Below are 26,849 nucleotides of genomic sequence, written 5' to 3'. Positions count from 1 at the left end.
TCGATCCTCGTCAGTCAGCCCAGTGTGTCGACCCAGTCGGCGGGCACGCGTCCCGCGGGGCCGGGTGTGGGCTGGTCGGCGGGGTGGCTCAGCGGGGGAGCGAGGTCCGGCCCCGACTCGTACAGCTCGGACGTGTCGTAGTTCCAAAACCAGCTCTCGCCCGGCTCGAAGCTCTGAACGAGGGGATGCCCCGTGGTCTTCGCGTGAGAGGTGGCGTGCTTCGCGGGAGAGGAGTCGCAGCAGCCGATGTGCCCGCACTGGGCGCAGCGCCGCAGATGGAACCACCATCCGCCGACTGCGTCGCAATCGACGCAGCCGGTGCCGCTCGGCGTGGCGGTCGGGTCGATTCCGGTCGGCACGGTCATGAGGACTCCTCGGAGGTGTCGGGGTCTGCGACGGCCAGCGGAAGACGTACCTGGAATCGCGTGTCCCCGGGGACAGACTGCACCTGAAGGCTCCCGTGGTGCTTGTTGACGACGATCCGCCAGGAGATGTCCAGCCCGAGCCCGGTGCCCTCACCCACCGGCTTGGTGGTGAAGAACGGGTCGAAGATACGGCCCTGGATCTCGGCCGGCACACCGGGCCCGGTGTCGCGGAACTCGACGAGCACCTGGTCCCGGTCGTGCGAGGTGCACACGGTCAGCGTCCCTTCGCCGCCCATCGCCGAGACGGCGTTGTCGATGAGGTTCGTCCACACCTGGTTCAACTCGCCGGGGTAGGCGGGGATCTTCGGCAGCGTACGGTCGAACTCCTTGACGACCTTGATACCGGATCCGATCTTCCCGGCGAGCATCATCAGCGTGCTGTCGAGCAGTTCGTGCACGTCGACGACCTGGTAGGGCGCGCGGTCGAGCTGCGAGTACTGCTTGGCGGCGTCGACGAGGTGCGAGATGCGGGTGGTGGAGTCCTCGATCTCGTTCATGAGGAGCTCGGTCTCCACGGTGTAGTTCAGCCAGCGGACCGCGCCTTCGAGGGTCTCCTCGTCCACGGCCGCCGCGACCTGGTCCAGCCAGTCCGTGTCGAGCCCGGCCTGCACGAACGTCGGCGCGAGCTGCCAGCCGCCCGCGATGTCGTGGTCGTCGAGCCAGTCGGCGAGGGCGTCCTCCCGGTCGGAGGCCTCCAGCGGGCTCAACGGCGTTGCTTTGGAGACCTGTTCGGCGGTGCGCTCCTGGATCTCGACGAGCGTCTCCAGAGCGGCGCGCGCGTACGGACCCGCCGCGATCATGCCGAGCTTGTGCCGCATCCCGGCCACCCGGTCCCGCAGCGCTGACGTGGCCCGTACCGCCGCCGCGGCCGGATTGTTGAGCTCGTGCGTCAGCCCGGCCGACAGCGAGCCGAGCGCCAGCAGCCGCTCGCGCTGCCCGACGGTCCGCTGGGTGTTCTGGCTGCCGAAGAACAGCCCCTCCAGCAGATGCACGGCCATCGGGAACCAGTCCCGCAGGACCGCGGCGAACGTCTCGGCCGGCAGGATGAAGAACCGAGACGGCTCGGTGGCCCGCATGGAACCCTTGTAGTGCGCCTGGTCCGAACCGCTCAGATAGGCCTGCATGGCCCCCGCGTACACCCCGCGCTGGGAGCTGCGGCTGATCTCCACGTCGTCGCCGCCCACCCGGCGCGACATCACGACGGTGCCGTTGAGCAGCACGAAGAAGCAGGTGGCCGGCTCGCCCTCGGTATAGACGGGACCGGGGTCGAACTGCTCCACCCGGCCTTCCCGGCACAACCGCTCCAGCTGTTCGGTGTTCAGCTTCTCGAACAGGAACAGGGTGCTGAGCTCCGCCATGTCGCAGGGCATCGGCCGCCCGCTCATGACTGCTCCAGATAACGGTGGACGAGCATGACGGCCATGGCTCCCTCTCCGACCGCGGACGCGACCCGCTTCGCGGACTCGGCACGTGCGTCCCCGGCCACGAACACGCCGGGAATATTGGTCTCCAGGTGGTACGGCGGCCGGTCCAGCTCCCAGTCCGCGGGCGGTTGCCCGTCGACGGTCATGTCGGGCCCGGCCATGATGTATCCGCGCTCGTCCCTGAGCACGGTCCCCTCCAGCCAGCCGGTGAGCGGGGCCGCGCCGATGAACACGAACATCCACTGCGCGTCGACGAGTTCGGTGTGTCCGCTCGCCACATCCCGCAGGGTGAGCTGCTCCAGATGGTCCGAGCCGTGCACCGACTCGACGACCGTGCCGGTGCGCACAGTGATGTTGGGCGCCTCCTCGATCTGCTGGATCAGGTAGTGCGACATCGACGCGGACAGTGAGGAGCCCCGTACGAGGAGGGTGACCGACTTGGCGCCCCGGGCCAGGTACATGGCGGCCTGCCCGGCCGAGTTCGCGCCGCCCACGATGTACACGTCGTGGCCCTGGCATGCGGCCGCCTCCGTCAGCGCGGAGCCGTAGAAGACCCCGCACCCCGTCAGATCCGTCGTACCGGGCGCGTCCAGCTGCCGGTACGACACACCGGTCGCCAGGATCACGGAGTGCGCGGCGATCGCCGAGCCGTCCGAGAACCGGATGACGCGCGACGCGCCGCACACCTCGAGGCCGGTCACTTCCCGTGCGGTCAGGATCTCGGCGCCGAACTTCGCCGCCTGCCGCCTGGCCCGGTCGGTGAGCTGCGCCCCGGACACGCCGTCCGGGAAGCCGAGGTAGTTCTCGATGCGTGAGCTCTGCCCGGCCTGCCCGCCGGTCGCCGACCGCTCGACGAGCACGGTCCGCAGCCCCTCGGACGCGCCGTACACGGCGGCTCCGAGCCCGGCCGGACCACCGCCGATGACGACGAGGTCGTAGAACTCCGCCGTCGGCGTGGTGGCCAGCCCGACCCGCGCCGCGAGATCGGGGTCCTCGGGTTCGACGAGTGGTGTGCCGTCCGGCGTGATCACCAGCGGCAGCCGCTTCCCGTCCTGACCGGCCGCGGACAGCAGCCGCCGTCCCTCCGGGGTGTCGGAGGAGTACCAGCGGTACGGCACCTGGTTGCGGGCCAGGAACTCCCGTACGTCCGACGACCGCGCCGACCACCGGTGCCCGACCACCTTGCAGGTCGGCACGGGACGGTAGTCGCTGGCCCGCCAGGCGGTCAGCAGATCGTCCAGTACCGGGTAGAGCTTCTCCTCGGGCGGATCCCACGGCTTGAGCAGATAGTGGTCAAGATCGATCACATTGATCGCGTCGATCGCCGCGTTCGTGTCCGCGTACGCGGTCAGCAGCACCCGGCGCGCGCCCGGATACACGTCGAGCGCCTGCTCCAGGAACTCGATGCCGTTCATCTGCGGCATCCGGTAGTCGGCCAGGATCACCGCCACCTGGTCGCCCCGCAGCTTGAGCTCCCGCAGCGCCTCCAGTGCCGTCTCCCCGGACTCGGCGCGCACGATCCGGTGCGACTCGCCGTAGCGGCGCCTGAGGTCGCGGGCCACGGCACGCGACACTCCGGGATCGTCATCCACGGTCAGAATGACGGTCCGCGCTGGACCGGCGGCCTGTGTCATGGGTCTCCCACCCCGAGAGGTCAGTGTCGCCCTCAATCGTATGTATGAACGGTCACCTTCGCTCCGGAACCGCTCCGTAACCGGTGCTCACGCGGGCCCGGCGGAGGCGTCCGCCCGTGGTGGCAGGGACTCCCGGACCTTGGGGAGGATGTTCGTGACGTAGTCCTCGACGACCGTGTCCAGGTCGATGTCGTGCTGGGCGCGCTCGGACAGGTACCAGCGGTGCTCCAGGAGCTCGTGGTAGAGCTCGGCCGGGTCCATGGAGCCGCGGAGGTCCAGCGGCACGGCCCGGACGGTCGGCCGGAAGACATCCCGTACCCAGCGATGGGCGAGGACTTCGGGTCGGGCGGCGAGGGGGTCGCCGGGGGCATAGTCGTCCTGGGTGGCCATCCAGCTCTCGAGGTCGTTCAGGAGCCGGCGTGCCTGGTTCTCCTCGGCGTCGAGGCCGGTCAGCCGCAGCAGCTGGCGCTGGTGGTGGCCCGCGTCGACGACCTTGGGGACGAAGGTGACGGTGTCGCCGTTCGAGGAGTGCGCTATCTGCATCTCGGCGACGTCGAAACCGAGGTCGTTGAGGCGGCGGATGCGGCGGTCGATGTAGTGGTACTTGCCCGCCGGGTACACGGACGTACGGGTCAGCTCCTCCCACAGGTCCTGGTAGCGGGCGCAGATCTCCATGCCGAACTCGATCGGGTCGACGGAGGGGTGCAGGGCCCCGGCCGCCTCCAGGTCCAGCAGCTCGCCGCTGATGTTGACACGGGCCAGATCGAGGTCGTACTCCCTTTGCCCACTGCTGAGTTGGGGGTGCAGCTCGCCGGTCTCGGCGTCCACCAGGTACGCCGCGTACGCCCCGGCGTCGCGTCGGAACAGCGTGTTGGACAGCGAGCAGTCGCCCCACGCGAACCCGGCCAGATGCAGCCGCACCAGCAGCACCGCCAGCGCGTCCATCAGCCGGTGCATGGTGGCGGGCCGCATGGTCGTCTCGAACATCGACCGGTACGGCATCGAGCCGCCCAGATGCCGGGTGATGAGGACGGACTCCAGCGGCCCGCCGTCGGCGTCGGTGCGCCCGGTGACCACGGCGAGCGGATCCACGGCGGGGATGGAGAGCCGGTCCAGGCTGAGCAGCAGCCCGTACTCGCGCACCGCGGGTCGCTCGGCGAGCTCCTTGACGGCCACCACCTCGGTTCCGGCGCGCGCGTAGCGCACCACGTGCCGCGAGATACCGCGCGGCAGCGGGACCAGGTAGTGCTCGGGCCACTCCTCCAGGGGCAGCTGCCAGGGCAGTTCGAGCAGGAGCGCGGGATGCTCGGGATTGGTGGCGCTGATCTGCAAAGCCATCGACGGGCTGCCCTCACCTCGGGTTGAACGTGTACATGGCCCAGCATCTACGAATGATCGCCGAGGCGGAAGACACGGCGCGACCGGCATGATCCCGTGCCCTCTCCGAACCTCCCGCTAAGCGGTTGCTTACCAGGCCTTCAGAGGGCGCCACGCCGTTCCGCTACCCGGACACGGCATCGACCAGCGACGCCAGCGCGGCGCCGACGCGCGCGAGCCCCGGGCCCGCCGGGCCGCCCGGCTCGCTCATGTACGTGTCCCGTCGGATCTCCACCATCAGCGCCGTGACCCGCGTGTCCTCGCCGTGGAACCGCAGCGGGACGTACGCGCCGGAGAATGGGCTGTCGATCCCCACACCCCCGAGGTCCGTGAACGCCTTCTCCGCGACGGCCACCAGCCCCGGCGGCGTGTGAAAGGCGTCGGTGCCCAGACAGACCGGCGGTCGCGGACCGTCGCCGTGCAGCTCGTAGGGCAGCCGAGCCGTCGGATACGAATGGACGTCGACGATCACGGCCCGCCCGGCGACGGCCAGCCGGTCGGCGACGGCCGCCGTCATCGCCTGCGCGTACGGGTGGAAGTAGCGGTCGATCAGCGGCTTCGGGTCGGCGTCCGCGGGCCGCAGCGGGGCGCGATGCGTCGTCCGTGTGTAGACCGCGCCCATCCCGACGGCCAGCATCTCCTCCCGTTCGTCGGGAAAGCGTTCGGGGTCGACCACCAGCCGGGACAGCCGGTTGACGAACCGCCAGGGAGTGACCCCGGCCGCCCGCGCCGCGGCCCCGGCCAGCTCGACGGTGTGCGCGTCCGTGATGTGGTCCAACTCGCGCTCCAGCGCGGCGTCGTCGAGCACGATGCCGTCGCGCACCGGCGCCGGTATCCGCCGCGCGGAGTGCGGGACGTGCAGGATGACGGGCGAGTCGTCGGCACCGGGGAGGAGTTCGAAGGAATCCAGGATGTCGTCCATAAGGGATTCATACGGGATTCCTGTCCCCGTCCGCATGTCTGCCGGCGAGGCCTCCCCTCAGCCGGAGCCGCCGTGGCGCGCGTAGTGCTCGATCAGCGTCTCGCGGGTCGTTTCGAGCCGATGCGCCAGGATGGCGCCGATCGTCCGGGTCAGGGCCAGCTCCAGCGTCGGATCCTTGTCGCACAGGGCCCGCACCCGCGCGGCATCGAATTCGTAGGCGCGTACGGGGCTGAAGGCCTCGGCACCGAAATCCCAGGTGTGCGGCGGGAACAGCCATGACCAGCCGAGCAGATCGCCGGGGCCCAGCGTGGCGACGGAGATACGCCTGTCGGCGATCACCCGCTGGTACAGGGAGACCGTTCCGGAGCGGACCACCCAGAAACGGTCGGCGGTACCTCCTGCTTCGAAGATCCTTCCGTCCGCCGGGAACGAGACCTCCTTGGCCAGAGTCATCAGCCGTTCGCGATGGTCCCGGGAGAGGGCGGGCAGGAGCCGGAGAGCAGTGGGCATCGCGGACCTCCATCGCGCCGCCGCATGGCTGCGGGGGCTCAGCGGCGCATGTCGTACCGGTGGTATCCCGTCACCCTCCATTGGAGCCGGATCCGCGGGATTCGTCGCGTCGGGGGACGAGATTGCGGCGTACGCCCTCACCTCCGGTGTCTCAGGGCAGGGATTGTTCGGCCCAGATCACCTTTCCGGCGAGGGTGTAGCGGGTGCCCCAGCGTTCGGCGAGCTGTGCGACGAGGAACAGGCCGCGTCCGCCCTCGTCGGTGGTGGCCGCGTAGCGCAGCCGGGGTGAGGTGCTGCTGGCGTCGAAGACCTCGCAGACCAGACTGCGGTCGTACAGCATGCGGACCTGGATGGGCCCATTGCCGTAGCGGATCGCGTTGGTGACCAGCTCGCTGAGGATCAGCTCCGTCGTGAACGCCATCTCGTCGAGTCCCCACTCGGCCAGCTGCCGGGTGACCGCGGCACGCACCTCGCCGACGGCGGCCGGCTCGGCCGGTACCTGCCAGTCGGCGATGCGATCGGCACCGAGGGCGCGGGTGCCGGCGACGATCAGGGCGACGTCGTCGCTCGGCCGGGCCGGGAGCAGCTCGTCCAGGACGGTCTGGCAGATGTCCTCCGGTGATCCGTCGGCCCGGGCCAGCGCGCTGCGCAACAGCTCGAGCCCGACGTCGATGTCCCGTACCCGGTCCTCGACGAGCCCGTCCGTGTACAGCACCAGCCGACTGCCCTCCGCCAGTTCGAGTTCGGCCGTCTCGAACGGGAGGCCGCCCAGGCCGAGCGGCGGACCGGCGGGCACCTCGGGGAACTCGACGCGGCCGTCGGCCCGGACCAGCGCGGGCGGCGGATGGCCGGCCCGGGCGACGGTGCAGCGCTGGGAGACCGGGTCGTAGATGGCGTACAGGCAGGTGGCGCCGGTGATCGTGGCGCCGCTGTCCTCCGCCTCGTCCTGGTCGATGCGGCCCACCAGCTCGTCGAGAAGTCCGAGGATTTCATCGGGCGGCAGGTCCAGGGCGGAGAAGTTGTGGACCGCGGTACGCAGCCGTCCCATCGTGGCCGCGGCGTGCAGCCCGTGGCCGACGACATCGCCCACGACGACCGCGACCCGGGCGCTGGACAGCGGCAGGACGTCGAACCAGTCCCCGCCCACCCCCGCCTGCGCGGGAAGGTAGCGGTAGGCGATGTCCAGGGCGCTCTGCTCGGGCAGATTGCGCGGCAGCAGACTGCGCTGCAGCGTCACGGCCATGGTGTGCTCGCGCGTGTAGCGGCGGGCATTGTCGATGGTGACCGCGGCACGGGCGACCAGCTCCTCGGCGAGGGCCAGCTCCTCCTCGTCGAAGGGCTCGGGCTTCTCGGAGCGCCAGAAGTTGGCCACGCCCATCACCAGGTGTCCCACGCGCAGGGGGACGGTGATGAGCGAGTGGATTCCGTACTCCACGACCTGAGCGGTGCGCTCGAGATCCTGGGCAAGCCATCCGGGAGCCCCTTCGAGGTCGGGCTCGACGATGGCCTCGCCGGTGCTGAGGCTGCGGGCCTGGGGCGAGGAGGGAACGAATCCGATCTGCTTGCCCACCGGGTAGAGGGGGGCGTCGTCGCGGATCCCGCTGAACGCCGTGCGCCGCAGTTCGGTGACGGCTTCCGGTTCCCCGCCCTGCAGCACGGCGTCGGCCAGGTCGACCGTGACGAAGTCCGCGAATCGCGGCACGGCCACCTCCGCCAGTTCCTCGGCGGTGCGGGTCACGTCCAGGGTCGTGCCGACGCCCACGCCGGCGTCGTACAGCAGTTTGAGGCGTTCCCGTGCCACCTCGGCCCTGCCGGACAGCGCACGCAGCTCGGTCGAATCACGGAGCGTCGCGACACTGCCGGACGGGGCGCCCTGGAGGTCCGTGGGGCGTTGGTTGATCGCCAGCAGTCGGTCGCCGACCAGGTGCACCTCGTCCGTGGCGACGCGTCCCGAGGCCAGCAGGTCGGCAGTGTCCGAGTCGAGGCCGAGCCCGATGACGGGCCGCCCCTCGGCGTCACCGGGGAGATCGAGCAGTCGGTGCGCCTCATCGTTGGCGAGCAGCATCTGGCCCTCGCCGCCGACGATGATCACTCCCTCCCGGACGGCGTGCAGCACCGCGTCGTGGTGCTCGTACATGCGCGTCATCTCGTACGGGCCCAGGCCGCGGGTCTGGCGCAGCAGCCGCCTGCTCACCAGGGCCGTCCCCGCCGTGGCCAGAGCGAGTGCCGCGGCCGCCGTGCCCAGCAGGAGGGGCAGCTGCCGGTTGGCGACACCGCCCACGTTCGCGGTCGTGATACCGGCCGACACGATGCCCACGACCGAGCCGTCGGGCGCCTTGACCGGAACCACGGCCTGCACCAGCGGCCCGATCGTTCCCCTGATCTGCTCGGTGCTGGAGTGGCCCGCCAGCGCGGGTTCGATGTTCCCGACGAACTTCTTTCCGATCCGGTCCGGCTTGGGATGGGTGTAGCGCACCCCGTCGGTGTTCATCACGACGATGAAGTCCACCTTGGACCGCTCGCGGGCGGCCTCCGCCCGCGGCTGCAGCACAGCAGACGGGTCGGGGGCGCTCAGTGCCTCGCGGGTGCCCGGTGCGTTGGCGAAGGTCTCGGCGACGGCGAGCGAACGGTTGCGGGCCTCCTGCGTGCTGTCGTGCCGTACTTGCAGTACAAGAGTCACCACCGCGGAGATGACCAGCAGCAGGACGATCACCACTTGCAGCACGAACACCTGGCCCGCGACACTGCGCCCGCGCAGCGCCGACCTCAGCCCTGTGGCAGGCCTGCGCTGCTCGCGTGCACCGGGGGGACAGGGGGTCGACTGAGCCCGGGATCGACCCAATAGCCGGACCATGTGCCTATGTCTACACTGCCCGACGCCGTGAGGCGAGGGACGTCCCATGGGGTGATCGGGCGCCGGGAGCTGCTATCGGCATGATCTGGCTGCATCATGGAGAAGGGTTATTTGCCTGTATTTGTTTCCGCATGTCTTTCTCGGGCGCTGGAGGCCGTCATGAACACTCCTGACCGTTACCGGCTGAGCTTCACCCACCAGGAATCGGGAATCGGCGTCATCACCGACGAGGTGGTCGTCGAGCGGACCGATGCCCTCGGACCGGGCGGAAACCCGGTGTACTGCGATCCCACCGGCATTCTCCGTGCCGAGATCAGTCCGGCGGGGGAGGTGCGGATGCTGGCCAGCGGCGGTTACCAGGCGCCGCTCGTGCCCTCCGCCGAACCCCTGCCCTGAGCAGCCCCGGTGCGGGCCGGATCAGGACCGTCAGCGCACCGAGCGTGAGCACTCCGCCGACCAGGAACGTTCCGCGTACCCCGACGGCGGGGAGCAGGGCGGCGCCGGTCAGCGCGCCCGCCGCGACGCCCGTGTTGAAGGCGGCCGAGTTCGCCGCCAGGGCCAGCTCCGTCCGCCCGGGAGCGACGTGGAGGACGTGGCTCTGCGTGGCCATGAAAACGGGTCCCACGGACGCGCCCAGGAGCATCAGGAGGGCGACGGTCGCCACCTGACTGTGCCCGCCGCCCCCATACAGGCCGAGCAGGGCCACCGCCTGGGCCGCCACCGGGACCGTCAGGGTCGCGTGCGGGAAGCGGTCGAGGAGTGGCCCGGCCGTCGAGACGCCGACGATCCCCGCCACTCCGAACACCATGAGCAGAGCACTCACCGAGCCCTCGGCGAAGCCACTCACCTCGTCGAGGAAGGTGACGATGTAGGTGAACCCCGCGAAGGCCCCGGTCACCGACAGGGCGGTGGTCGCCAGCACGACGAGGAAGCGGCGGGTGTCGGGAGCGGCCCCGTACGCCGCGTGCCCCTCCTGCGGACGTGAGGTCGGCAGCAGCACGGCGATGGCGACGAGCGCGACCAGTCCGAGCGCGCCCAGCACCACGAAGGGCGCCCGCCAGCCGCTGTACCCGCCCAGCCAGGTGCCCGCCGGAACCCCGAGCACCGTGGCGAGCGACCCCCCGACGGACAGCAGCCCCATCACCCGGCCGCGCCGCTGGGGCGGGAACAGCCCCACCGCGACCGGACCCGTCACCGCCCAGAACAGCGCCTGGGCCAAGGCGGTCGCCACCCGCGCCGCGAGCAGGAAGCCGTACGAGAGGGCACCCAGGGCCGATACCCAGCTTGCCAGCACGAGCAGTGCCAGCAGTCCCGACAGGACATGGCGGCGCGGGATCGACCGGGTGGCGTGCGCGACGGGCAGCGAGACGACGGCCACCGTCAGTCCGTAGCCGGTGACCAGCAGTCCGACGGACCCCAGGGACACCCGCAGGTCGTCCGACATGAGCGGGAGCAGTCCGACGGGCAGGTTCTCCGTGGTGTTGAACGTGAAGGCGGCCAGCATGAGCGCGGCGACGACGGCGGCTCTGCGCCGGCCGGTGAGACGTACGCTCGTCATCCACGAGCCTTTCTGCGACGGGCTGTTGGGAGTCGGCCGGATTCGGCCAGGGCAAGCGTGCGGGGTCCTCGCGCGGCCCTCTACTCTTTCGGGTGGAGCCGAATCACTCACCCCGGCCTCGTGAGCTGTGCGGCTTCACCGGATGGCACCGGACGTCACCGGACATCACGGGAAGTCTCCGAGGGCTCCCCGAAGGCGACGGAGGCCGTTTTGCCGCTGACCCTGCACCTGGGTACCGACGACCTGACGCGGTGCCGCTTCGCGGTGTCCCCGCTCTGCCAGACGCACGAGGCGCTGCGCATGCTGCGGCGGCCCGCCCGGCACGCCTTTCACCGGGACTGGCTGCGGCGCGTACGCGACACCGTGGCAGGCCTGGACCTGTCGGAGCTGTGGCTGTTCATCCCCCGCAAGGGCGGATACACCCCGGACTTCCTGGGACCGCCGCCCCAGGCGCCGAGCGCCTCCTTCGAGGAGGAACTGGCGCGGATGCGGGCCACGGACCCTGCCATGGCCCGCGGGGAGCTGGCGCGTTCGCTGGCGTGCACCCCGGGCGCGGCCCAATCACCGTACGGCCGCGCGGCGTTGGACGACCCCGCGGCCACCGTGCACCGCCTTGCCGATCTCACCGAGCGGGCCTGGCACGCGCTGCTCGCCCCGGACTGGCCCCGCCACCAGGCCCTCCTGGAGGCCGACATCACCCACCGCGCACGGCAGTTGGCGGACGGCGGCCTCGAAGCGCTCTTCGGCGACCTGCACCCCGAGATCGAGTGGGCCCACGACACGCTGACCCTGCGCGGGTACGGCGACCACAAGGAGGCGCAGGGCGCCGACGGGCGGGGTGTGCTGCTGATGCCCAGCGTCTTCGTGCGGCCGGACGTGGTGAGCGGCTTCGCCCGGCCCTGGCAGCCGACGGTGATCTATCCGGCCCGGGGCACGGGCGGCCTGCCGGCCGGGCACGCCACCGCCGAGGCGCCCGCGGCCCTGACCCGGCTGCTGGGACACCATCGTGCCACCGTCCTGGCCGGCCTCGACGCCCCCGCCTCGACCACGACCCTGGCCGACCGCCACGGCCTGGCCCCTTCGTCCGTCTCGGCCCACCTCTCGGTGCTGCGCGACGCGGGACTGCTGGTCTCGCACCGACGGGGCTACTACGTCCTGTACGAGCGCACGGCGCTGGGGGACGAGCTGGCGGGCGGGGCTTGAGCTATCCGGCGCCCTTGGAGGTCACCGTGAAGTGTGCCCCGTCGGGATCGCTCAGGATCGCCTCCGTCGAGCCGACCCCCTGCTGGTGGGCCGTGCCTCCGTGGGCGCGCGCGGCCCGGGCGCAGGCCTCCACGTCGTCGACCGTGAAGTGGATCCGCCAGTGCGGCCTGATCGTGGGGTCGGGTGCCGCCTCCACCGCGCCGGAGTGGATACGGGCCACGACGTCGCCCTGGCTGCGCAGCACGACTTCGTTGTCCTCGTAGTCGACCTCGCAGCATCCGGGGGCCGAGGTGGCCCACTGGAGGACCTCCCCGTAGAAAATGGCGGCGTCGAAGGCGTCGCGGGTGTGCAGCCGTACGAAGACCGGTGCCGCGCGGCGCCACTTCTCCCAGTCGGCCACGAGTTCGCCCTCCCAGATGCCGAAGACCGCTCCGTCCCGGTCGGCGAGCAGTGCCGCCCGCCCCGGCGGGAACGAGATCGGCCCCACCGCGGTCGTGCCGCCGCGCTCCTGGCTGCGGGACACGGTCTCGTCCGCGTTGGCCACGGCGAAGTAGGGGGTCCAGGCGGCGGCCTTCGGCCCGATGGCGGCAACCGCCGCGACGCCGGCCACCGGCACGCCGTTGACCCGCGCGAATTTGTACTGTCGGCCCAGTCTGCCCAGGTGCCACTCCCAGCCCAGCACCGCGTGGTAGAACTCCTGTGCGGCCCGCAGGTCGCGCGTGGTCAGACTGACCCAGCACGGTGCACCGCACACCGAATGACTCGAGACGACCCCACTGTCGAGGGTTCTGCCGCTCTTCATCGCCGCACCGTCCTGACATCACTGGCCGGCAGCGGTCCGGCGCGGGTATGGGTGGGCGCCCGTGGCATGCAGCACGCCCGGCATCCGCTCAGCCGAGAGAGGCCTTCCGTGCCGGAAGGCCTCCGACGGCGTCAGTACCGCCCGCGGTTCCGCTGTCCCATCAGCTCCAGCATCCCTCGCCTCGGCGTTCCGCGCACTCCACGGGGACATGTGCGGGCAGGGGAGGAGCTATCCGCGCGGCCTCTCGAAGGTCAGCAGCAGGCCCTCGACGGCGCCGGGGCCTATGCGGCCCTTGACGTCGGCGGACGTGATGGCCTTGAGCGCCCAGCCGTCCCCCGCATGCTTGTTCAGGACCTTCTCCAGCTTGTCGCTGTCCAGCGCGTCGCCGATGAGCGACTCCCGGAACGTGACGACCTTGTACTCGTAGGTGTAAGGGCTGCTCATGGCTGCGGGCTCTCCTGCGGGTCGGTTGGCATGGCCGGGGCCCACCCCATCACACATACCTTTGTTGAAGCTTCATGAATGGCTGGTCCGGGGTAGGAGAAGGACCGGTCGGGCGGAGCGGACTCATGGACGAGGCACAGCCACCGGTCACATTGGGGCACCAAAGACGTCTCCGGCATCGAGGGGGAGCGCCGAGTGGATCAACGGCGGGTTATTCGGCAACCCGCACTCCGAAAACCCGGCCTCCCGCTCCTCGGGACTCCTGCTCGCGCAGGCCCGGAGCGGTCCTCAGGACCCAGGCTTCGGTGGACGAGCGTGGCTGTCTGCGTGCGGCATGCCGGGGAGCGCCGCACCGCGTGGCCTACCCGGGCGCCCCGAACCCCGACGACCGACCCGGTTCCGGGCGATGAACGCCCCGAGGCCGGTACCCCAACCGGTCCGCCACCCCCGCCAGATCCGCCAGCAGCCAAACCGTCGCGAGCCACATCTCGGTGCCTTGCAGCCCCGGCTCCCGCCCCGGACCCGAGCCCCCCTCACCCGCAGGGCCGAAACCGAATCCGGCGCCGTCCCGCCAGCGCCCCAGCGCCCGCGTCAGCTGCTCCTCGGCCCACGCCCGCACCTCGGCCCCCCGATGACCGGTCCGGCGCCCCGCGAGCCACAAGGGGTGCGCCACGTCCAGCACATTGCAGGCGTTCTCCCGACCCGCCGTGAACCAGCGGGGCTCTCCGCCATGGGCCAGCGCGGTGTCCACGACCCGCTCCGGGTACGGCACTTCGAGGCCGAACTGCGCGAAGGAGCCGCGGGTGAGCCGGTAGTAGCCGTTGACCAGCTGGAGCCGACCCGCGGCCGGCGAGTCGGCCTCGCCCCACATCCCCGTCCACGGATCCACCCGCGTGGTCAGCCAGCCGAACAGCGCTTCCAGCGCGCCGGGTTGCCCGGACTCGGCGCCGAGCTCCAGATTGCGATACGCGCCGGTCGCCCAGCAGTCCACCCAGGCACCGGCCGACCAGGCCCGCGTCCGCCACGGCAGCGACTCCAGGCGGGACATCAACTGACCCGGCGTCATGTTCCGTACGACATGGACCGGTTGGGTGAAACGGGAACCCAGCAGGTCCAGGGCGTACCCCACGGACAGCACGTGGTACTCGGCGGCGCCGTCGTCGATCCAGCCGTCGTCGGCCGGGGTGGGCAGCACTCCCGGACCGCCGTCGGGGGCGAACTCGGGCACAAGACCGCTGCCGGGGTCCTGCAGGCCCCGCAGCCGCTCGGTGTGTTCGGCGGTGGCCAACTGCTCGGGGGGCGAGCCCAGCAGCAGGTCGGCGATCTCGATGGCGTCGCACTGCGCGCGCACCGTCGCCGCCGCGCCCGGCCGATCGGCATAGCGGCCGGTGTCAGGATCCCAGCAGCGGGCGATGAGGTCGGCGGCCTGCGCCCGGGCCCGGTCGGCGAACCGGGCGACGGCGTCCCCCAGGTCACCCGGAACCGCTCGATCCGGTGATGCGCCCTGGGCGCGGCGATCGCGCAGCGGGCGGGCCGGGTTGCCGGCGGCGATGGTCCACGGCGGCAGGTCCTTGGTGACGACCGCGCCCGCGCCCACCACACAGTGGTCGCCGATGGCCACCCCGTCGAGGACGACGACGTGCGAGCCGATCCACACGTCGTCGCCGACGGTGATGCCCTTGCTGGTGAGTGGCTGCCGGTGCACGGGCCGGTCGGGGGCGAAGCCGTGGTTGAAGCCGAGCAGCGAACTGTGCGCGCCGATCCGCACCCCGTCGCCGAGGGCGATCCGGCCCCGGACCGTGGCGTACGGGTTGATGGTGCAGTCGGAGCCCGCGGTCACCTCTCCGGTGACATAGGCATGCCCGGCGATATAGGAGTTCGCGCCCAGCCGCAGCGCGTCGGCGAAGACACCGGCGGCCTCAGAGACGTAGCAGTCCGGCCCGAAGCTCGCGCCGGAATCCGCCAGCCGCCGCTGGTGGGCGTCCTGTGCGGCGCGCTGCCCGGCGGAGGCACGAGGAACGAAATCCCAGGGGCAGGAGTCGAAGTAGGCGTCTTCGAGGGAGGTTTCCGTGTCCATCGCACGGGAGTCTAGAGAGCGCTTACCGGCCGGGCAATCCCAGGGGTTCCTGGGCCGTCCCCCGTGACTGCCGTGTCCACCGGGGACATGGGTGCGCCGCCCCCGTAGCGTGGTGCACCGTAGAGGTGTGTCATCACCTGACGGCCGACCCCATGGTGACGCGATGTGCTGGAGTGCGACGGCCGACCTGGCAGCCGGTGCGGGTATCGCCGCTGTGGGAGTGGTCTGTGTGACATGGGCGCGACGGGCCCGTGATCTCCCGTTGGCCGCGCTGCCGTTGCTCCTCGGGGCTCATCAGATCGTCGAGTCCGTGGTCTGGGACTCCGGTGGGGGTACGGGGCCCGCCACCGTCGCCTGGGCCGTCATCGCCCTTCCGCTGCTGGCGGTGTGGGTGCCGGCCGGTGTGATGTGCGCGGCGCCAGGGCACGCCCGGCGCCGCCTCATGGTCCCGCTGGCCATCGGCGCCGCGACCGCCGCGGCACTGGCGTACGCTCTCGCGGCCCGTCCCGTGCGGGCCGAGATCCACGGCCACACCCTGGGCTACGTCGTCGATCTGTCCCACCCGGAACTGCTCGTCGCGGGCTACCTCCTGGCCACCGTCGGCTCCTTCCTGCTCTCCGGCGATCGTCGACTTCTGCTGTTCGGTGTGCTGGTCGGCGAGGGTGCGGGGATCTGCTGTGCGCTGTGGGAGCTGGAGTTCGTGTCGACCTGGTGCGCGTTCGCGGCAGTGTGTTCGGTGGCTCTGTTCGGGTGGGTGCGCCGACGACCGGTACTCCCGGACGCGGGTCGGTGACCCGGGGTCTTCGGTCACCGGCGTTCAACCGTTCCATTGAACGCCGGTTCCATCGTCGGCGTGTCGTCCGCTCCGAATCGACGACGCGAAAGGCCTCTCTGCGGGGCCAGACTCACCACTGACCATGGTGGCGAGTCGCGCCCAGGTCCTCACCCCCGAAGAGAGGCCCGCAGAGTGTCCAGCTTCCTCAGCAGACGACGTGTACTTGCCACCGGAGCCGGTGCGGCCCTCGGCGTCGGCGCGCTCGGTACCACGGCGATCCCCGCCGCCGCTGCCTCGCCCGCCGGATCCCGACGGGCCGCCGGATCCGAGGAGACCAGGACGCTCGACGAGCTGTACCAGGCGGCCCTGGCGGAGGGCGGCAAGCTCGTCATCTACGCCGGGGGTGACACCCCGACGCGCGGCGGAGATCGTCGCTGAACTCGTCGGCCAAGTGGTCGATACCCACCATGACTTGAGCCATCGCGAGATCGAGGTTGTCCGGCTGATGGCCGCGGGACGAAGCAACCGGGCCATTGCCGACGCGACGCGCTGTTCCTCAGTGAGGCCTCGGTCAAGACGCACCTCGTGCGCGTCTATCGCGAACTCAAGGTCGACAATCGGGCGGCGGCTGTGTCGGAGGCCGTGCGCCGAGGTCTTCTCGACCTCACCTGACGCACAAGGCCCCGCAGCCCACCCGGAAGACGCGGGGATGCGGATGCGGGGTTACCAAACGCCGGGACCCCGCATCCGCTGAACGCTACGACCCGACCCGCTCGGTCACGTCGGAGACCTTCCACCGCTGATTGGAACCGGAGTTCGGCGTCCACATCGTGACGGCGGATCCCTCGGCGGTGGCCTGGCCGCCTACCTCGAGGAGCCCGCCGGTGGCGGCGTTGACCAGGGTCCACGTGCCGTCGCCGGTCGTCGACATGATCCACTGAGTGGCCTTGTCACGCCGACCGCTGTCCGCCTCCAGGACCGGGGCGCCGTCACGAACGGCCAGCCGCTTTCCTTCCGCGGGGTTGGTGAACACGTACCGCTGCCGGTTGCCGGTGTCACCGCTGATCTGCCGCAGCTGCCACTGCTGACCCGTGCCGACCGCGTCCGCACTCGCGGTCTTGATGACGAGCTTGGTGCCGTCGTCCGCGACGGTGAGCGCCTTGCCGCTCTGGACGCCGGTCAGTTCGTACGTGTGGCCCTTCTTCAGCAGGGCGGCGTCCTTCGCCACACCGGACACGCCCTTCACGACGAAGGAGGTCACGGACTGGGCGGGCACGGTGAACGTGGCCTGGCGGCCGGTGACCGCGACAGGTGTCTGCCGAGCGAGCTTGCCGTCGGCGCTGGTGACGACAGGAGTCACCGTCGCGTTGCGGGCGATGTGGCCGAACTTGGACAGGTCGATGGTGACCGTACGGGCGTCGGTGGTGCGGTTGACGTGGACGACGGTCGCCGCCTTGCCCGACTTGGAGACCGCGGCCGCGCTGGAGGTGTCGTCGGTCTTGATCAGTCGGTCGCCCGGCTTGATGTAGTGCGTGAAGTTGCGGGCGGTGTCGAACTTGGTGTTCGTGTAGATCGGGCAGGATTCGAGGGTGTCCTCGGAGGTGCAGCTGAACGGGAGCTGGATGCTGCCCCAGTTGCCGCCCTTGGCCGACTCCCCGCCGGGCTTCATGTTGTCGTAGTCCTCGACGGGCTGCCAGAACACCCAGGCCTTGGGCTCGAGTTCGCGCAGGTCGTCGACCATTTGCTGGGCCAGCCCGAGGCCGGGACGCATGTCCGTGAAGCTCTGGCCGTCACCCCAGTCGCCCTCGACCTCGCTCATCCACAGCGGCTTGTCCGCGGCCTTGGCCAGGTCACGCGCGCTGGTGCGGCCGCCGGTGCCGTAGGTGTGGACGTTCATCTGGCCGACGAGATCGCGCACATCCTGGGAGTACGAGTTCCAGTTCTGCGCGAAGAGGTTCGGGTTGGTCTCGTCCATCGCCGAGATCTCCGCGCCGGTCTTCGCCTTCTTGAGGGCGGGGGCCAGCGCGCGGATCACCTTCTGCTGGAGTTCGGGGCCGATGTGAGCCCCTTCCTGACGGCCGCCGACCGGCTGGCCGTCGGTTCCCAGACGGGTGCCCCAGTAGTTGGTGTTCGGTTCGTTGAACGGGTCGAGGGTGTCGACCTTGATGCCGTGCGCCTTCTCCAGTCGCTTGGTCGCGCCCGCCAGATAGGCGGCGAAGTCGTCGACGGAGTCCGCCTTGAGCTGTTCGTCGGTGGAGTTGAAGCCGCCGGAGACATAGCCGCTGGTGGTCATGAACCAGGGCGGCGAATTGCTGAACGTCTCCCAGTGGTCGATGTCGTTCTTGATCCGGTCCACCCACCAGCGCTGCGTGGCGTCGGAGTCCGGGTTCCAGTCGGCGGCGTCGTCGGCGCTCCACCAGTCGGTGTCCGTGCGGGTGGTGCCGTCCGGGGCCTTCCACCAGCCCTCGACCGCCCCGCCGGCCCGGAGGTAGTCCTTGACGTCGGGGGCGTTGCCGCCACCTATGTTGTAGCGGGCGATGTTGAGGGCCAGGCCGTCGTCGCCGAAGAGGAGCTGGGCCAGCTTCTCGCGGATCTCCGCCGGGTAGTCGCCGGTGGCGTTGGCGAACCAGACCAGGCTGGTGCCCCACCCCTCGAAGCTCTGCTCCTTGTAGGAGGGGTCCGGCCGGACGGTGACGGAAGCGGCCGCCACCGTCGAGGTTTCCGCGCTCGTCGGCGGGGCGGTGACCAGTGCTGCCCCGGTGGCCAGGGCGGTGACTCCGATGGTTCCCAAAAGCCGTCTCGTGCGGGTACGGCGGCGTGCCATCGTGTGCTCCCAACTCGTCTGTGGTCGCTTCGGTGCACCGCCCGTGCCCTGAGCGGGCACGGGCGGTGTATGACCCTCCGAACGGTTTGGTGCTGTTCGAGGGGCGTCAGGGGGCGGGCTGCCGCAGCACGGCGACGTCCCGCGGGGAGAGGACGACGGTGCCGTCGTCGTCCGTCCGGCCGACCAGGAGATCCCCGGCGAGTCCGGTCAGCGGCACCGTCTCGTCGGTCCGGTTGACCAGGAACAGATAGCGGCTGTCGGCGTTGCGCCGCACGATCAGCTCGACGCTTCCGCGCGCCGAGTCGGGCAGTTCACTGCCGACACCGGCCGGGGCGAGCAGCTTCGGCAGCAGACCGGTGAGGCCGTCGGCTCCGAGCCGGGTGGAGACGTACGCCGCCGAGCCCCGGCCCGTCGTGCGGCGGGTGACTGCGGGGCGGTCGGCGTACGTACCGCTGCGGTAGTGGGCCAGCACCTCCACGTCCGGGTCGGTGACGGTGACCCGGTCGGTCCACAGGGTTCCGGTGCCCGTGGCGGCGCCGTCCGGTTCGCCGTCCACTGCGACATCGACCGTGTCGCCGTCGAGCAGGGGGCCGAACTCCTCGATGCGGATGCCGAGCAGTTCACGCAGAGCTCCGGGATAGCCGCCGAGCCAGATGTGGTCGTTCTCGTCGACGACGCCGGAGAAGTACGTGGTGACCAGGTGGCCGCCGTTCTCGACGTACCGGGTGAGTTCCTTGGCCAGCGCGGCGGGGACGACATGCAGCACCGGTGTGATCAGCACCTGGTAGCGGTCCAGCTCCGTCTGCGCGGTGACGACATCGGCCCGGACGCCGAGGGCGAGGAGGGCGGAATACCAGTCGAGCGCCTCCTGGCGGTAGTCGAGCCGGGCGGTGGGGTGGGAGTCCTGCTCACTGGCCCACCACGACTCCCAGTCGAAGACGATCCCGACCCGCGCAGGCTCGCGCTCGGTACCCGCGACCGGGGCCAGCGTCTTGAGGGTCTGCCCGAGGCCGGTCACCGCACGGAAGACCTCGCTGTCGCGTCCGGCGTGCGGCACCATCGCCGAGTGGTACTTCTCCGCGCCGGCCGCCGACTGGCGCCACTGGAAGTAGCACACGGCGTCGGCGCCGTGCGCGACGTGCACCAGCGAGTCACGGGCCAGGTCACCGGGACGCTTGGCCACATTGATCGGCTGCCAGTTGACGGCGCTGGTGGAGTGCTCCATGAGGAACCAGGGACGTCCGCCGGCGATGCCACTGACCAGGTTGGCGGAGAAGGACAGCTCGTCCCGGTCCTGCGGGCCGGGGACGACGTAGTGGTCGTTGGAGACGAAGTCGACCTCGGCGGCCCAGTCGGCGTAGTTCATCCCCTTGGTGTTGCCCATCACCATGAAGTTGGTGGTGATCGGAACATCGGGCGTGATCTCGCGCAGCAGGTCGCGCTCCGCGCGCAGGTACTCCTTCAGTACGTCGGAGGAGAAGCGCTTGAAGTCCAGCTGCTGCGTGGGGTTCGGGTGGGAGCCGGCCAGCCGGGGCGGCAGGATCTGCTCCCAGGCGCTGTACCGCTGGGACCAGAAGGAGGTGCCCCAGGCGTGGTTGAGCGCGTCCAGGGTGGTGTAGCGGGTGCGCAGCCAGTCGCGGAAGGCACGGGCGGCGTCGTCGGAGTAGTCGTAGATGTTGTGGCAGCCCAGCTCGTTGGAGACGTGCCAGGCCACCAGCGCGGGGTGGTTCGCATACCGCTCCGCCATCTTCCGCACCAGGCGCAGCGCGTGCTCACGGAAGACGGGCGAGGTGGGCCGCCAGTGCTGCCGCGCCCCCGGCCACACCGTCTCACCGGAGGCGGTCACCGGAAGGATCTCCGGGTGCGCCGTGGTGAGCCAGGGCGGCGGGGACGCGGTGGCGGTGGCCAGGTCGACCCCGATGCCACCCGCGTGCAGCAGGTCCATGACCTCGTCGAGCCAGGCGAAGTCCCACTCGTTCTCGGCCGGCTGGATGCGGGCCCAGGAGAAGATCCCCACCGAGACGATGTTGACGCCGGCCTCGCGCATCAGCCGTACGTCCTCCTCCCACACCTCGCGTGGCCACTGCTCCGGGTTGTAGTCGGCGCCGTAGGCGAGGCGGGGAGTGGAATCACCGTCCGCCCCGTGCTGCAACTGGGACAGGAGGGTGGAGATCATGATGGTCCTTCCGGGTGTGCTGCACGGGGCGGCGCGGGGTGCTTGGGTACTTCTGAGCGTTACTTCAGAGGGCTTACTGCGGAACTGTCACTTCGGAACGGCTACTTCACCGTGAAGCCCTGCTCCGTGCCGTACTTGATGGAGGCGTCCTGCCAGGACTTCAGCCCCTCGGCCAGCTTCGTGCCGGAGATGTAGGCCTTGCCGACGGTGTCGTTGAAGATCGAGTTGGCGTACTGCTGGAAGGGCAGGTACGACCAGTCGCTGGCGACGTTGGCGGCGGAGTCGGCGAAGATCTCGTTGGCCTTCTGCCCGCCGAAGTACTCGAACTCCTTGTTCTGGAACGAGTCGGACTGGAGTTCCGCGGTGGTCGCCGGGAAGGCGCCCTCGTCGACACGGGACTGCACACCGTCACCGGCGTTCGCGTACTCGACGAAGGCGTAGGCGAGTTCCTTGTTCTTGCCCAGCTCGGGCAGGGTCAGGGAGCTGCCGCCGTTCTCCGCGCTCGCCTTTTCGCCCTTGGTCCAGGCCGGCATCGGGGCCGCGCGCCAGTCACCGGCCGCCTGCGGGACGCCGGTGACGAAGTTGGCGGGCATCCAGGCACCGGTGGTCAGGGTGGCGATGGTGCCGTCGCCCAGGCCCTTGTACCAGTCGTCGGTCCAGCCGTTGATGGGCGAGACGAGCTTGTCGTCGATGAGCTTCTGCCAGGTGTCCGTGTACTTCTTGGCGCCCGCGTCGGAGAAGTCGACGTTCACCGTGGTGCCGTCGACCTTGTAGGGACGCGAACCGGCCTGCCACAGCATGCTGGTGGTGAAGCCCGCGTCGCCGGCGTCGTTGGCGATGTAGACCTTGGGGTCGGCCTTGTGCAGCTTGCCGGCCGCCTCGACGTACTCGTCCCAGGTGGTCGGGACCGCGATCTTGTACTTGTCGAAGATCTTCTTGTTGTAGAACATCGCCATGGGGCCCGAGTCCATCGGCAGGCCGTAGACGGCGTCACCCTCGCTCACGGCGTTCCACGGGCCGGGCGTGTACTTGTCCTTGAGCTTGTCGGCGCCGAAGGGGGCCAGGTTGCTGAGGCCCTCGGTGAGGGAGTACTGGCTCAGCGCGAAGTACTCGACCTGCGCGACGTCGGGGACGCCCTTCTTGGCCGAGATGGCGTTCGACAGGGCGGTGTAGTGCTTGTCGCCGGACCGCTCGCCGACAAGGTTGATCTTGACCTTGGGGTACTTCTTCTCGAAGTCGGCGGCGACCGTCTTGAGCGTGGGCTCCCAGGCCCAGACCGTGACCGTGCCGCCCTTCTCCAGAGCCGCCTGGATGTCCCCGGCGGAGACCGGCTTCTGGTCGGCGCTGTCGTCACTGGAACCGCAGGCGGTCGCTCCCAGGGCGAGGGCGGAGACGAGGGCTATGCCGCGCAGCAGGCGGCTGGTGGTTCTGCGCATGGAGATGCTTCCACTTCTTCGTGGGTGGGACAGGGTGAGGGTGAATGCGGTGACGCTGAGGGGGGTGTGGGGGCCTGAGGGTGGTTATTCCTTGACGCTTCCGGCGGCGAGCCCGGACTGCCAGTACTTCTGCAGCAGCAGGAACGCGACGATCAGCGGCACGATGGTGAGCAGTGAACCGGTGATCACCAGGTTGAAGATCACGTCGCCACCGATCGTCTGGGCCTGGGAGTTCCAGGCGTCCAGGCCCAGGGTCAAGGGGTACCAGTTCGGATCCTTGAGCATGATCAACGGCAGGAAGTAGTTGTTCCAGGTAGCGACCGTGGTGAACAGCAGGACGGTCACGATGCCCGGCGCCAGCAGCGGCAGGCTCACCTGGAAGAAGGTCCGCACCTCGCTCGCGCCGTCCATCCGGGCGGCCTCGAGCAGTTCGTTCGGGATGGCCTCGGTGGCGAAGACCCACATCAGATAGAGGCCGAAGGGTGAGACGAGCGAGGGGATGATCACCGCCCACGGTGTGTCGGTCAGCCCCATCTTGCTGAACATCAGGAAGGTGGGCACCGCCAGGGCGGTACCCGGGACGGCGACGGCACCGATGACCACGGCGAAGACGGCGCGCTTTCCGGGGAAGGTGAACTTCGCCAGCGCGTAGCCGCCCAGGATCGCCAGGAACGTGGCACCGCCGGCGCCGAGCCCGACGTACAGCAGGGTGTTCAGGAACCAGCGTACGAAGATGCCGTCGTTGTAGGTGAACGTCTCCCTGATGTTGTCCCAGAGAGCGAAGTCGTCGCTGAACCAGAGGCCGGACGACGTGGCCAGCCCTTCCTGGGTCTTGGTGGCGCTGATGACCAGCCACACCAGGGGCACCAGGGTGTAGAGCAGGAACACGCCGGTGAGCAGGGTCAGGAGCACGCTGCGCTTGGGGCGCCCGGGCTCGTTCCGACGGGACTTGCGCAGTCGGGGCGCACCCTTGCTCGCTTCGACGGTCTGGACGGATGCGGACGGGGAGGCGGTGGTGACGGGGCTGCTCGTGCTGCTCATCGTGTCACGCTCCCTTGCGCATGCCGCGGAGCTGCACGACATAGGCGACGACCATGGTGATCAGCCCCATGATGATGGCGACCGCCGCGGAGTAGTTGTGCTGCTGGCCGTTGAAGGACAGCGAGTAGGTGTAGTAGTTCGGGGTGTAGTCCGTCGTGATGGCGTTGCGCGCCAGCAGCCGCAGGATGCTCGGCTCGTTGAAGAGCTGGAAACTGCCGATGATCGAGAAGATCGTCGCGATGACGAGGGCGCCGCGGATCGCGGGGAGCTTGATGGCGGTGATGACGCGGAACTGTCCGGCGCCGTCGATCTCCGCGGCCTCGTAGAGGGAGTTCGGGATGACGCGCAGCGCGGAGTAGAAGATCAGCATGTTGTAGCCGACGAATTCCCAGGTGACGATGTTGCCGATCGACGCCAGGACCAGGTCGGTCGAGAGCGGGTCGGGCAGGGTCACACCGAAGGCGTCGTTGATGTCCCCGACGAGTCCGAAGCGCGTGCCGTACATGAAGCCCCACATCAGGGTGGCCACCACGGCGGGCACGGCGTACGGCAGGAAGATCGTGATGCGGAAGAAGTCCCTGCCGTAGAGACGGCCGCTGTCCAGCGCGAGGGCGATCAACAGGGCGATGCCGAGCATGATCGGCACCTGTATGACCAGGAACAGCGACACCCGTACGAGGGAGTTCCAGAACTGGTCGTCTTCCAGGGCCTGTTGGTAGTTGTCCAGGCCGACGAAGCTTGTGCCGCCGATCAGCTGGTCCCTGAAGAGGCTGAGGTAGATCGAGTACCCGATGGGTGCCAGGAAGACGAGGGCGAACACGGCCACGAAGGGGCCGATGAACCCCCACCCCGTCCAGGAGCGGCGATCCCCTTTCACCGGAGACCGGGTTGTGCGCCGCTCAGCGGCCGCCGACGGTTGTAGCGTCGTCATGTCGTTCCTCGCTCGTCCATCTCGGAGCCGGCGTCTCACGCCGTCGCGATGTTTGCGCAAACACGGCGCCCCAGACAGATCTGCGGGCTGTTATGTTTACGTAAACATCTGATGGCGGCATGTCTACACTGCGCCAATGTCGGCGGTCAAGGGTCGTCTGGTGAATCTGCGACTCGGGTAGCGAAGGAGACGGGTGGACACCACGGACAGCGCCTCGACGGGCAAGGATCCGGCCCGCACACACATGGGGAAACGGGCCGTGCGGCGCACCCAGAGTGTGTCCATGGCGGATGTCGCACGCCTGGCCGGAGTCTCCTCGCAGACCGTCTCCCGTGTGTCCAATGGTTACGAGAATGTGAACGAAGAGACCCGGCAACAGGTGCTGGCGGCGATGAAGGAACTGGGCTACCGGCCCAACAGCGCCGCCCGGGCCCTCAAGCGCGGCGAATTCCGCACCATCGGGGTCATCACCTTCAACCTCTCCACCACGGGCAATATGCGCACCCTGGAGGCGATCGCCACGTCCGCGGCGCAGGAGGGCTACGCCGTCACGCTCCTGCCCGTCGCCGTCCCCACCCAGGACGAGGTGCGCGGCGCCTTCTCCCGGCTGGGAGAGCTAGCCGTCGACGCCGTCATCGTCATCATGGAAGTGCACCTTCTCGATGCGGTGACCGTCTCCCTGCCTCCTCATGTCCAGGTCGTCGTCGCCGACTCGGACGCCGGCGACCGCTACAGCGTGGTCGACACCGACCAGGCCGGCGGTGCCCGTGCCGCCGTACGGCATCTGCTGGACCTCGGCCATCGCACGGTCTGGCATCTGGCCGGCCCCGCGGAGTCCTTCGCGGCACAACGCCGTGCCGACGCCTGGCACACCGCGCTGACCGAGGCGGGCCGCGTCCCGCCACCCCTGGTGCGAGGCGACTGGTCGGCGGAGTCCGGCTATCGCGCGGGTCTGCTGCTCGCCGACCAGGAGGACTGTACGGCGGTCTTCGCCGCCAACGACCAGATGGCACTGGGGCTCTTGCGGGCCTTGCACGAGCGCGGCCGGAAGGTCCCCGACGACGTCAGCGTCATCGGCTTCGACGACATCCCCGAGGCAGGTTCCTTCGTGCCGCCCCTGACCACGGTGCACCAGGACTTCGCCGGAGTGGGGCGCCTCTGCGTCGAGGGCGTACTGCGGCGGATGCGCCACGAGGGTGCGGAACACGGCACCAGGCTGGTACCCACCAAGCTCGTCGTGCGCGACAGCACGGCACCGCCGCCCGCCGCTTCGCGCCAGGGTGGTTCGGCCGGGGACGTGGTCTGCGCGGACGGGGAGCTTCCATAGTTCCTGCGTGGCCGTGGACCTTGGCTGCGGCGGGGAACTCCGGAGCCGTCGGCATCCCCAAGGACCTCGTCCTTGCGGTGATCAGCGGGGCGGGAGCGGAAATGAACCGCCCCCGCCCGTACCCGAGTTGTCCCGCAGGTGCCCGGCGCCGTTACCGGGGCGGATCGCCCGACTTACGACCCGCCACCCGAAATCTCACGAGGCCGCGAGCCGCCGTCGGTGACACCGGCGTGCCAGCATGAGCCGATGGCCGAGCCACAGAGGCAACCCCGCGGCGTCGAACTCCTGGAGTTCCATCGACTCCGCCTGGTCGAAACCGCCGCGCCTCTGGTGTCGCCCGAAGACCTGGCGGCCATGAACCGGGTGTGGGACGCGGCCCGTCAGGCGAACCCCCGCCTCTTCGACGGGCCGGTGGCGGCATGCGCGGGGCTCGACCGGGACGGGCCGCGCGACGTGGTCGTCACCTGGGCCCGGACGACCTACCGGCTCCGCGCCCTGCGTCGGGTCCCAGGCGCCACCTCGTGGCTGTCGTCGCTGTTCGTCGCGGTCGTGCAGCCGACGGACGACGGGGGTCTGCTGGTGGGGCGGATGTCGTCGTGGACGGCCTCCCCGGGGCGCTGGCAGCTGCCGGGCGGCTCCGTGGAACCGCCGGACGACCACGAGCCCCTGGACGCGGCCGCGCTCCGTCGGCACGCGGCCCGGGAACTGGTCGAGGAGACCGGAGTCGACATACCGCCCGACGACCTGACCCCGTGGCGCGTCACACGCGCCGGGAACGGGAGCGTCGGTGTCCTGTTCCTCGCTCCGTACCTGCCGACATCGTTCCTGCGCGAACGGTTCGCGGACCTGGTGTCCTCGGTGGCGGCACAGGGTCGTGATCCGGAACTGGACCGGATCGTCCTCATTCGCTCCCCGGACGGATTGGCGGCCCTGGGCGGTTCGCAAGTGGACTACTTGGAGCCGGTCCTACAGGGATGGTTCTCAGATGTCCGTCGCTAAGAACGTCCGCCAGTAGGTGCAGTAGGTGCGGTAGGTCGGTGGCAGCCCACAGCGCCTACCCGGCGTGTCGCGAGGGGCGGCCCCAACCCGCCTGGCCGTCGTGCACCGCC

The 26,849-nt window shown here is 69.9% G+C and carries 21 protein-coding genes and 2 pseudogenes; 7 read left to right on the top strand and 16 right to left on the bottom strand.

The genetic code is table 11. The annotated features are described in order from the left end of the window. Positions 1–14: 14 nt before the first annotated feature. The 7 genes from ACX28W_RS03895 to ACX28W_RS03865 form a co-directional block, all read right to left on the bottom strand. Positions 15–365: a UBP-type zinc finger domain-containing protein gene (locus ACX28W_RS03895; protein WP_458997330.1), complete on the bottom strand. Its 351-nt coding sequence runs from the start codon at positions 363–365 to the stop codon at positions 15–17. Next, positions 362–1,810 carry an ATP-binding protein gene (locus ACX28W_RS03890; RefSeq protein WP_458997329.1) on the bottom strand — a complete coding sequence of 483 codons (1,449 nt, stop codon included), beginning with the start codon at positions 1,808–1,810 and terminating at the stop codon, positions 362–364. Before ACX28W_RS03890 ends, ACX28W_RS03895 begins: the two co-directional genes overlap by 4 nt. After that, positions 1,807–3,483: an NAD(P)/FAD-dependent oxidoreductase gene (locus ACX28W_RS03885; RefSeq protein ID WP_458997328.1), complete on the bottom strand. Its 1,677-nt coding sequence runs from the start codon at positions 3,481–3,483 to the stop codon at positions 1,807–1,809. Before ACX28W_RS03885 ends, ACX28W_RS03890 begins: the two co-directional genes overlap by 4 nt. Positions 3,484–3,570: 87 nt before the next feature. Further along, positions 3,571–4,821 carry a DUF4032 domain-containing protein gene (locus ACX28W_RS03880; protein ID WP_458997327.1) on the bottom strand — a complete coding sequence of 417 codons (1,251 nt, stop codon included), beginning with the start codon at positions 4,819–4,821 and terminating at the stop codon, positions 3,571–3,573. Between the two features lie 163 nt (positions 4,822–4,984). After that, positions 4,985–5,782, bottom strand: a complete 798-nt coding sequence (locus ACX28W_RS03875; protein WP_458997326.1) for an N-formylglutamate amidohydrolase — start codon at positions 5,780–5,782, stop codon at positions 4,985–4,987. Positions 5,783–5,839: 57 nt separating this feature from the next. Further along, complete coding sequence (locus ACX28W_RS03870; protein WP_458997325.1) at positions 5,840–6,292, bottom strand: Crp/Fnr family transcriptional regulator; 453 nt, start codon at positions 6,290–6,292, stop codon at positions 5,840–5,842. Between the two features lie 151 nt (positions 6,293–6,443). Next, positions 6,444–9,146 (bottom strand): SpoIIE family protein phosphatase, encoded by a 2,703-nt coding sequence (locus ACX28W_RS03865; protein WP_458997324.1) that lies wholly within the window; start codon positions 9,144–9,146, stop codon positions 6,444–6,446. Positions 9,147–9,305: 159 nt separating this feature from the next. Here ACX28W_RS03865 and ACX28W_RS03860 point away from each other — a divergent pair, with 159 nt between their 5' ends. After that, positions 9,306–9,542, top strand: a complete 237-nt coding sequence (locus ACX28W_RS03860) for a DUF6296 family protein (RefSeq protein ID WP_458997323.1) — start codon at positions 9,306–9,308, stop codon at positions 9,540–9,542. On the opposite strand, the gene ACX28W_RS03855 is transcribed toward ACX28W_RS03860, so the two are convergent. After that, complete coding sequence (locus ACX28W_RS03855; protein WP_458997322.1) at positions 9,460–10,704, bottom strand: MFS transporter; 1,245 nt, start codon at positions 10,702–10,704, stop codon at positions 9,460–9,462. The two genes, ACX28W_RS03860 and ACX28W_RS03855, sit on opposite strands and share 83 nt — an antisense overlap. Positions 10,705–10,914: 210 nt before the next feature. On the opposite strand from ACX28W_RS03855, the gene ACX28W_RS03850 reads away from it, so the two are divergent. Then, positions 10,915–11,907 carry an ArsR/SmtB family transcription factor gene (locus ACX28W_RS03850; RefSeq protein WP_458997321.1) on the top strand — a complete coding sequence of 331 codons (993 nt, stop codon included), beginning with the start codon at positions 10,915–10,917 and terminating at the stop codon, positions 11,905–11,907. Position 11,908: 1 nt separating this feature from the next. Here ACX28W_RS03850 and ACX28W_RS03845 read toward each other — a convergent pair whose 3' ends face one another. The 3 genes from ACX28W_RS03845 to ACX28W_RS03835 all read right to left on the bottom strand — a co-directional run bounded on the left by ACX28W_RS03845 (position 11,909) and on the right by ACX28W_RS03835 (position 15,230). Next, positions 11,909–12,709, bottom strand: a complete 801-nt coding sequence (locus tag ACX28W_RS03845; RefSeq protein WP_458997320.1) for a VOC family protein — start codon at positions 12,707–12,709, stop codon at positions 11,909–11,911. A 228-nt stretch (positions 12,710–12,937) separates the two neighbouring features. After that, positions 12,938–13,153 (bottom strand): DUF4177 domain-containing protein, encoded by a 216-nt coding sequence (locus tag ACX28W_RS03840; RefSeq protein WP_028804134.1) that lies wholly within the window; start codon positions 13,151–13,153, stop codon positions 12,938–12,940. Positions 13,154–13,514: 361 nt separating this feature from the next. Next, on the bottom strand, positions 13,515–15,230 hold the full coding sequence (locus ACX28W_RS03835) for an acyltransferase (RefSeq protein ID WP_458997319.1): 1,716 nt from the start codon (positions 15,228–15,230) through the stop codon (positions 13,515–13,517). 163 nt (positions 15,231–15,393) lie between these two features. Here ACX28W_RS03835 and ACX28W_RS03830 point away from each other — a divergent pair, with 163 nt between their 5' ends. The 3 genes and pseudogenes from ACX28W_RS03830 to ACX28W_RS03820 form a co-directional block, all read left to right on the top strand. Then, the gene (locus ACX28W_RS03830; protein ID WP_458997318.1) at positions 15,394–16,023 is read left to right on the top strand and encodes a DUF6629 family protein; all 630 of its coding nucleotides are present in this window, start codon (positions 15,394–15,396) and stop codon (positions 16,021–16,023) included. 174 nt (positions 16,024–16,197) lie between these two features. Further along, positions 16,198–16,425, top strand: a pseudogene (locus ACX28W_RS03825) (ABC transporter substrate-binding protein); the annotation flags it as partial. 49 nt (positions 16,426–16,474) lie between these two features. Next, positions 16,475–16,677, top strand: a pseudogene (locus ACX28W_RS03820) (LuxR C-terminal-related transcriptional regulator); the annotation flags it as partial. A gap of 85 nt (positions 16,678–16,762) precedes the next feature. On the opposite strand, the gene ACX28W_RS03815 reads toward ACX28W_RS03820, so the two are convergent. The 5 genes from ACX28W_RS03815 to ACX28W_RS03795 form a co-directional block, all read right to left on the bottom strand. After that, positions 16,763–18,829: an RICIN domain-containing protein gene (locus tag ACX28W_RS03815; RefSeq protein ID WP_458997317.1), complete on the bottom strand. Its 2,067-nt coding sequence runs from the start codon at positions 18,827–18,829 to the stop codon at positions 16,763–16,765. Positions 18,830–18,935: 106 nt separating this feature from the next. Then, positions 18,936–21,005, bottom strand: coding sequence for a beta-galactosidase (locus tag ACX28W_RS03810; protein ID WP_458997316.1), 2,070 nt, complete (start codon positions 21,003–21,005; stop codon positions 18,936–18,938). Between the two features lie 101 nt (positions 21,006–21,106). After that, positions 21,107–22,441, bottom strand: coding sequence for an ABC transporter substrate-binding protein (locus tag ACX28W_RS03805; RefSeq protein WP_458997315.1), 1,335 nt, complete (start codon positions 22,439–22,441; stop codon positions 21,107–21,109). An 84-nt stretch (positions 22,442–22,525) separates the two neighbouring features. After that, a complete protein-coding gene (locus tag ACX28W_RS03800; RefSeq protein WP_458997314.1) occupies positions 22,526–23,482 on the bottom strand; it encodes a carbohydrate ABC transporter permease in 957 nt (318 codons plus the stop codon). Between the two features lie 4 nt (positions 23,483–23,486). Beyond that, positions 23,487–24,413 carry a carbohydrate ABC transporter permease gene (locus tag ACX28W_RS03795; protein ID WP_458997313.1) on the bottom strand — a complete coding sequence of 309 codons (927 nt, stop codon included), beginning with the start codon at positions 24,411–24,413 and terminating at the stop codon, positions 23,487–23,489. Positions 24,414–24,657: 244 nt separating this feature from the next. Between ACX28W_RS03795 and ACX28W_RS03790 the strand changes: the two genes are divergently transcribed. Next, the gene (locus ACX28W_RS03790; RefSeq protein WP_458997522.1) at positions 24,658–25,740 is read left to right on the top strand and encodes a LacI family DNA-binding transcriptional regulator; all 1,083 of its coding nucleotides are present in this window, start codon (positions 24,658–24,660) and stop codon (positions 25,738–25,740) included. A 246-nt stretch (positions 25,741–25,986) separates the two neighbouring features. Then, positions 25,987–26,739 carry an NUDIX domain-containing protein gene (locus tag ACX28W_RS03785; RefSeq protein WP_458997312.1) on the top strand — a complete coding sequence of 251 codons (753 nt, stop codon included), beginning with the start codon at positions 25,987–25,989 and terminating at the stop codon, positions 26,737–26,739. Positions 26,740–26,849: the final 110 nt, after the last annotated feature.

The organism is Streptomyces sp. SD15 (genome assembly GCF_054462255.1).
This window is presented reverse-complemented; position numbering and strand designations above follow the sequence as displayed.

Bases quoted from the DNA above. Each gene is read 5' to 3' on its own strand.
- ACX28W_RS03895 (WP_458997330.1), bottom strand. From the start codon at position 365: ATGACCGTGCCGACCGGAATCGACCCGACCGCCACGCCGAGCGGCACC.
- ACX28W_RS03890 (WP_458997329.1), bottom strand. From the start codon at position 1,810: ATGAGCGGGCGGCCGATGCCCTGCGACATGGCGGAGCTCAGCACCCTG.
- ACX28W_RS03885 (WP_458997328.1), bottom strand. From the start codon at position 3,483: ATGACACAGGCCGCCGGTCCAGCGCGGACCGTCATTCTGACCGTGGAT.
- ACX28W_RS03880 (WP_458997327.1), bottom strand. From the start codon at position 4,821: ATGGCTTTGCAGATCAGCGCCACCAATCCCGAGCATCCCGCGCTCCTG.
- ACX28W_RS03875 (WP_458997326.1), bottom strand. From the start codon at position 5,782: ATGGACGACATCCTGGATTCCTTCGAACTCCTCCCCGGTGCCGACGAC.
- ACX28W_RS03870 (WP_458997325.1), bottom strand. From the start codon at position 6,292: ATGCCCACTGCTCTCCGGCTCCTGCCCGCCCTCTCCCGGGACCATCGC.
- ACX28W_RS03865 (WP_458997324.1), bottom strand. From the start codon at position 9,146: ATGGTCCGGCTATTGGGTCGATCCCGGGCTCAGTCGACCCCCTGTCCC.
- ACX28W_RS03860 (WP_458997323.1), top strand. From the start codon at position 9,306: ATGAACACTCCTGACCGTTACCGGCTGAGCTTCACCCACCAGGAATCG.
- ACX28W_RS03855 (WP_458997322.1), bottom strand. From the start codon at position 10,704: ATGACGAGCGTACGTCTCACCGGCCGGCGCAGAGCCGCCGTCGTCGCC.
- ACX28W_RS03845 (WP_458997320.1), bottom strand. From the start codon at position 12,709: ATGAAGAGCGGCAGAACCCTCGACAGTGGGGTCGTCTCGAGTCATTCG.
- ACX28W_RS03840 (WP_028804134.1), bottom strand. From the start codon at position 13,153: ATGAGCAGCCCTTACACCTACGAGTACAAGGTCGTCACGTTCCGGGAG.
- ACX28W_RS03835 (WP_458997319.1), bottom strand. From the start codon at position 15,230: ATGGACACGGAAACCTCCCTCGAAGACGCCTACTTCGACTCCTGCCCC.
- ACX28W_RS03830 (WP_458997318.1), top strand. From the start codon at position 15,394: ATGTGCTGGAGTGCGACGGCCGACCTGGCAGCCGGTGCGGGTATCGCC.
- ACX28W_RS03815 (WP_458997317.1), bottom strand. From the start codon at position 18,829: ATGGCACGCCGCCGTACCCGCACGAGACGGCTTTTGGGAACCATCGGA.
- ACX28W_RS03810 (WP_458997316.1), bottom strand. From the start codon at position 21,005: ATGATCTCCACCCTCCTGTCCCAGTTGCAGCACGGGGCGGACGGTGAT.
- ACX28W_RS03805 (WP_458997315.1), bottom strand. From the start codon at position 22,441: ATGCGCAGAACCACCAGCCGCCTGCTGCGCGGCATAGCCCTCGTCTCC.
- ACX28W_RS03800 (WP_458997314.1), bottom strand. From the start codon at position 23,482: ATGAGCAGCACGAGCAGCCCCGTCACCACCGCCTCCCCGTCCGCATCC.
- ACX28W_RS03795 (WP_458997313.1), bottom strand. From the start codon at position 24,413: ATGACGACGCTACAACCGTCGGCGGCCGCTGAGCGGCGCACAACCCGG.
- ACX28W_RS03790 (WP_458997522.1), top strand. From the start codon at position 24,658: ATGGGGAAACGGGCCGTGCGGCGCACCCAGAGTGTGTCCATGGCGGAT.
- ACX28W_RS03785 (WP_458997312.1), top strand. From the start codon at position 25,987: ATGGCCGAGCCACAGAGGCAACCCCGCGGCGTCGAACTCCTGGAGTTC.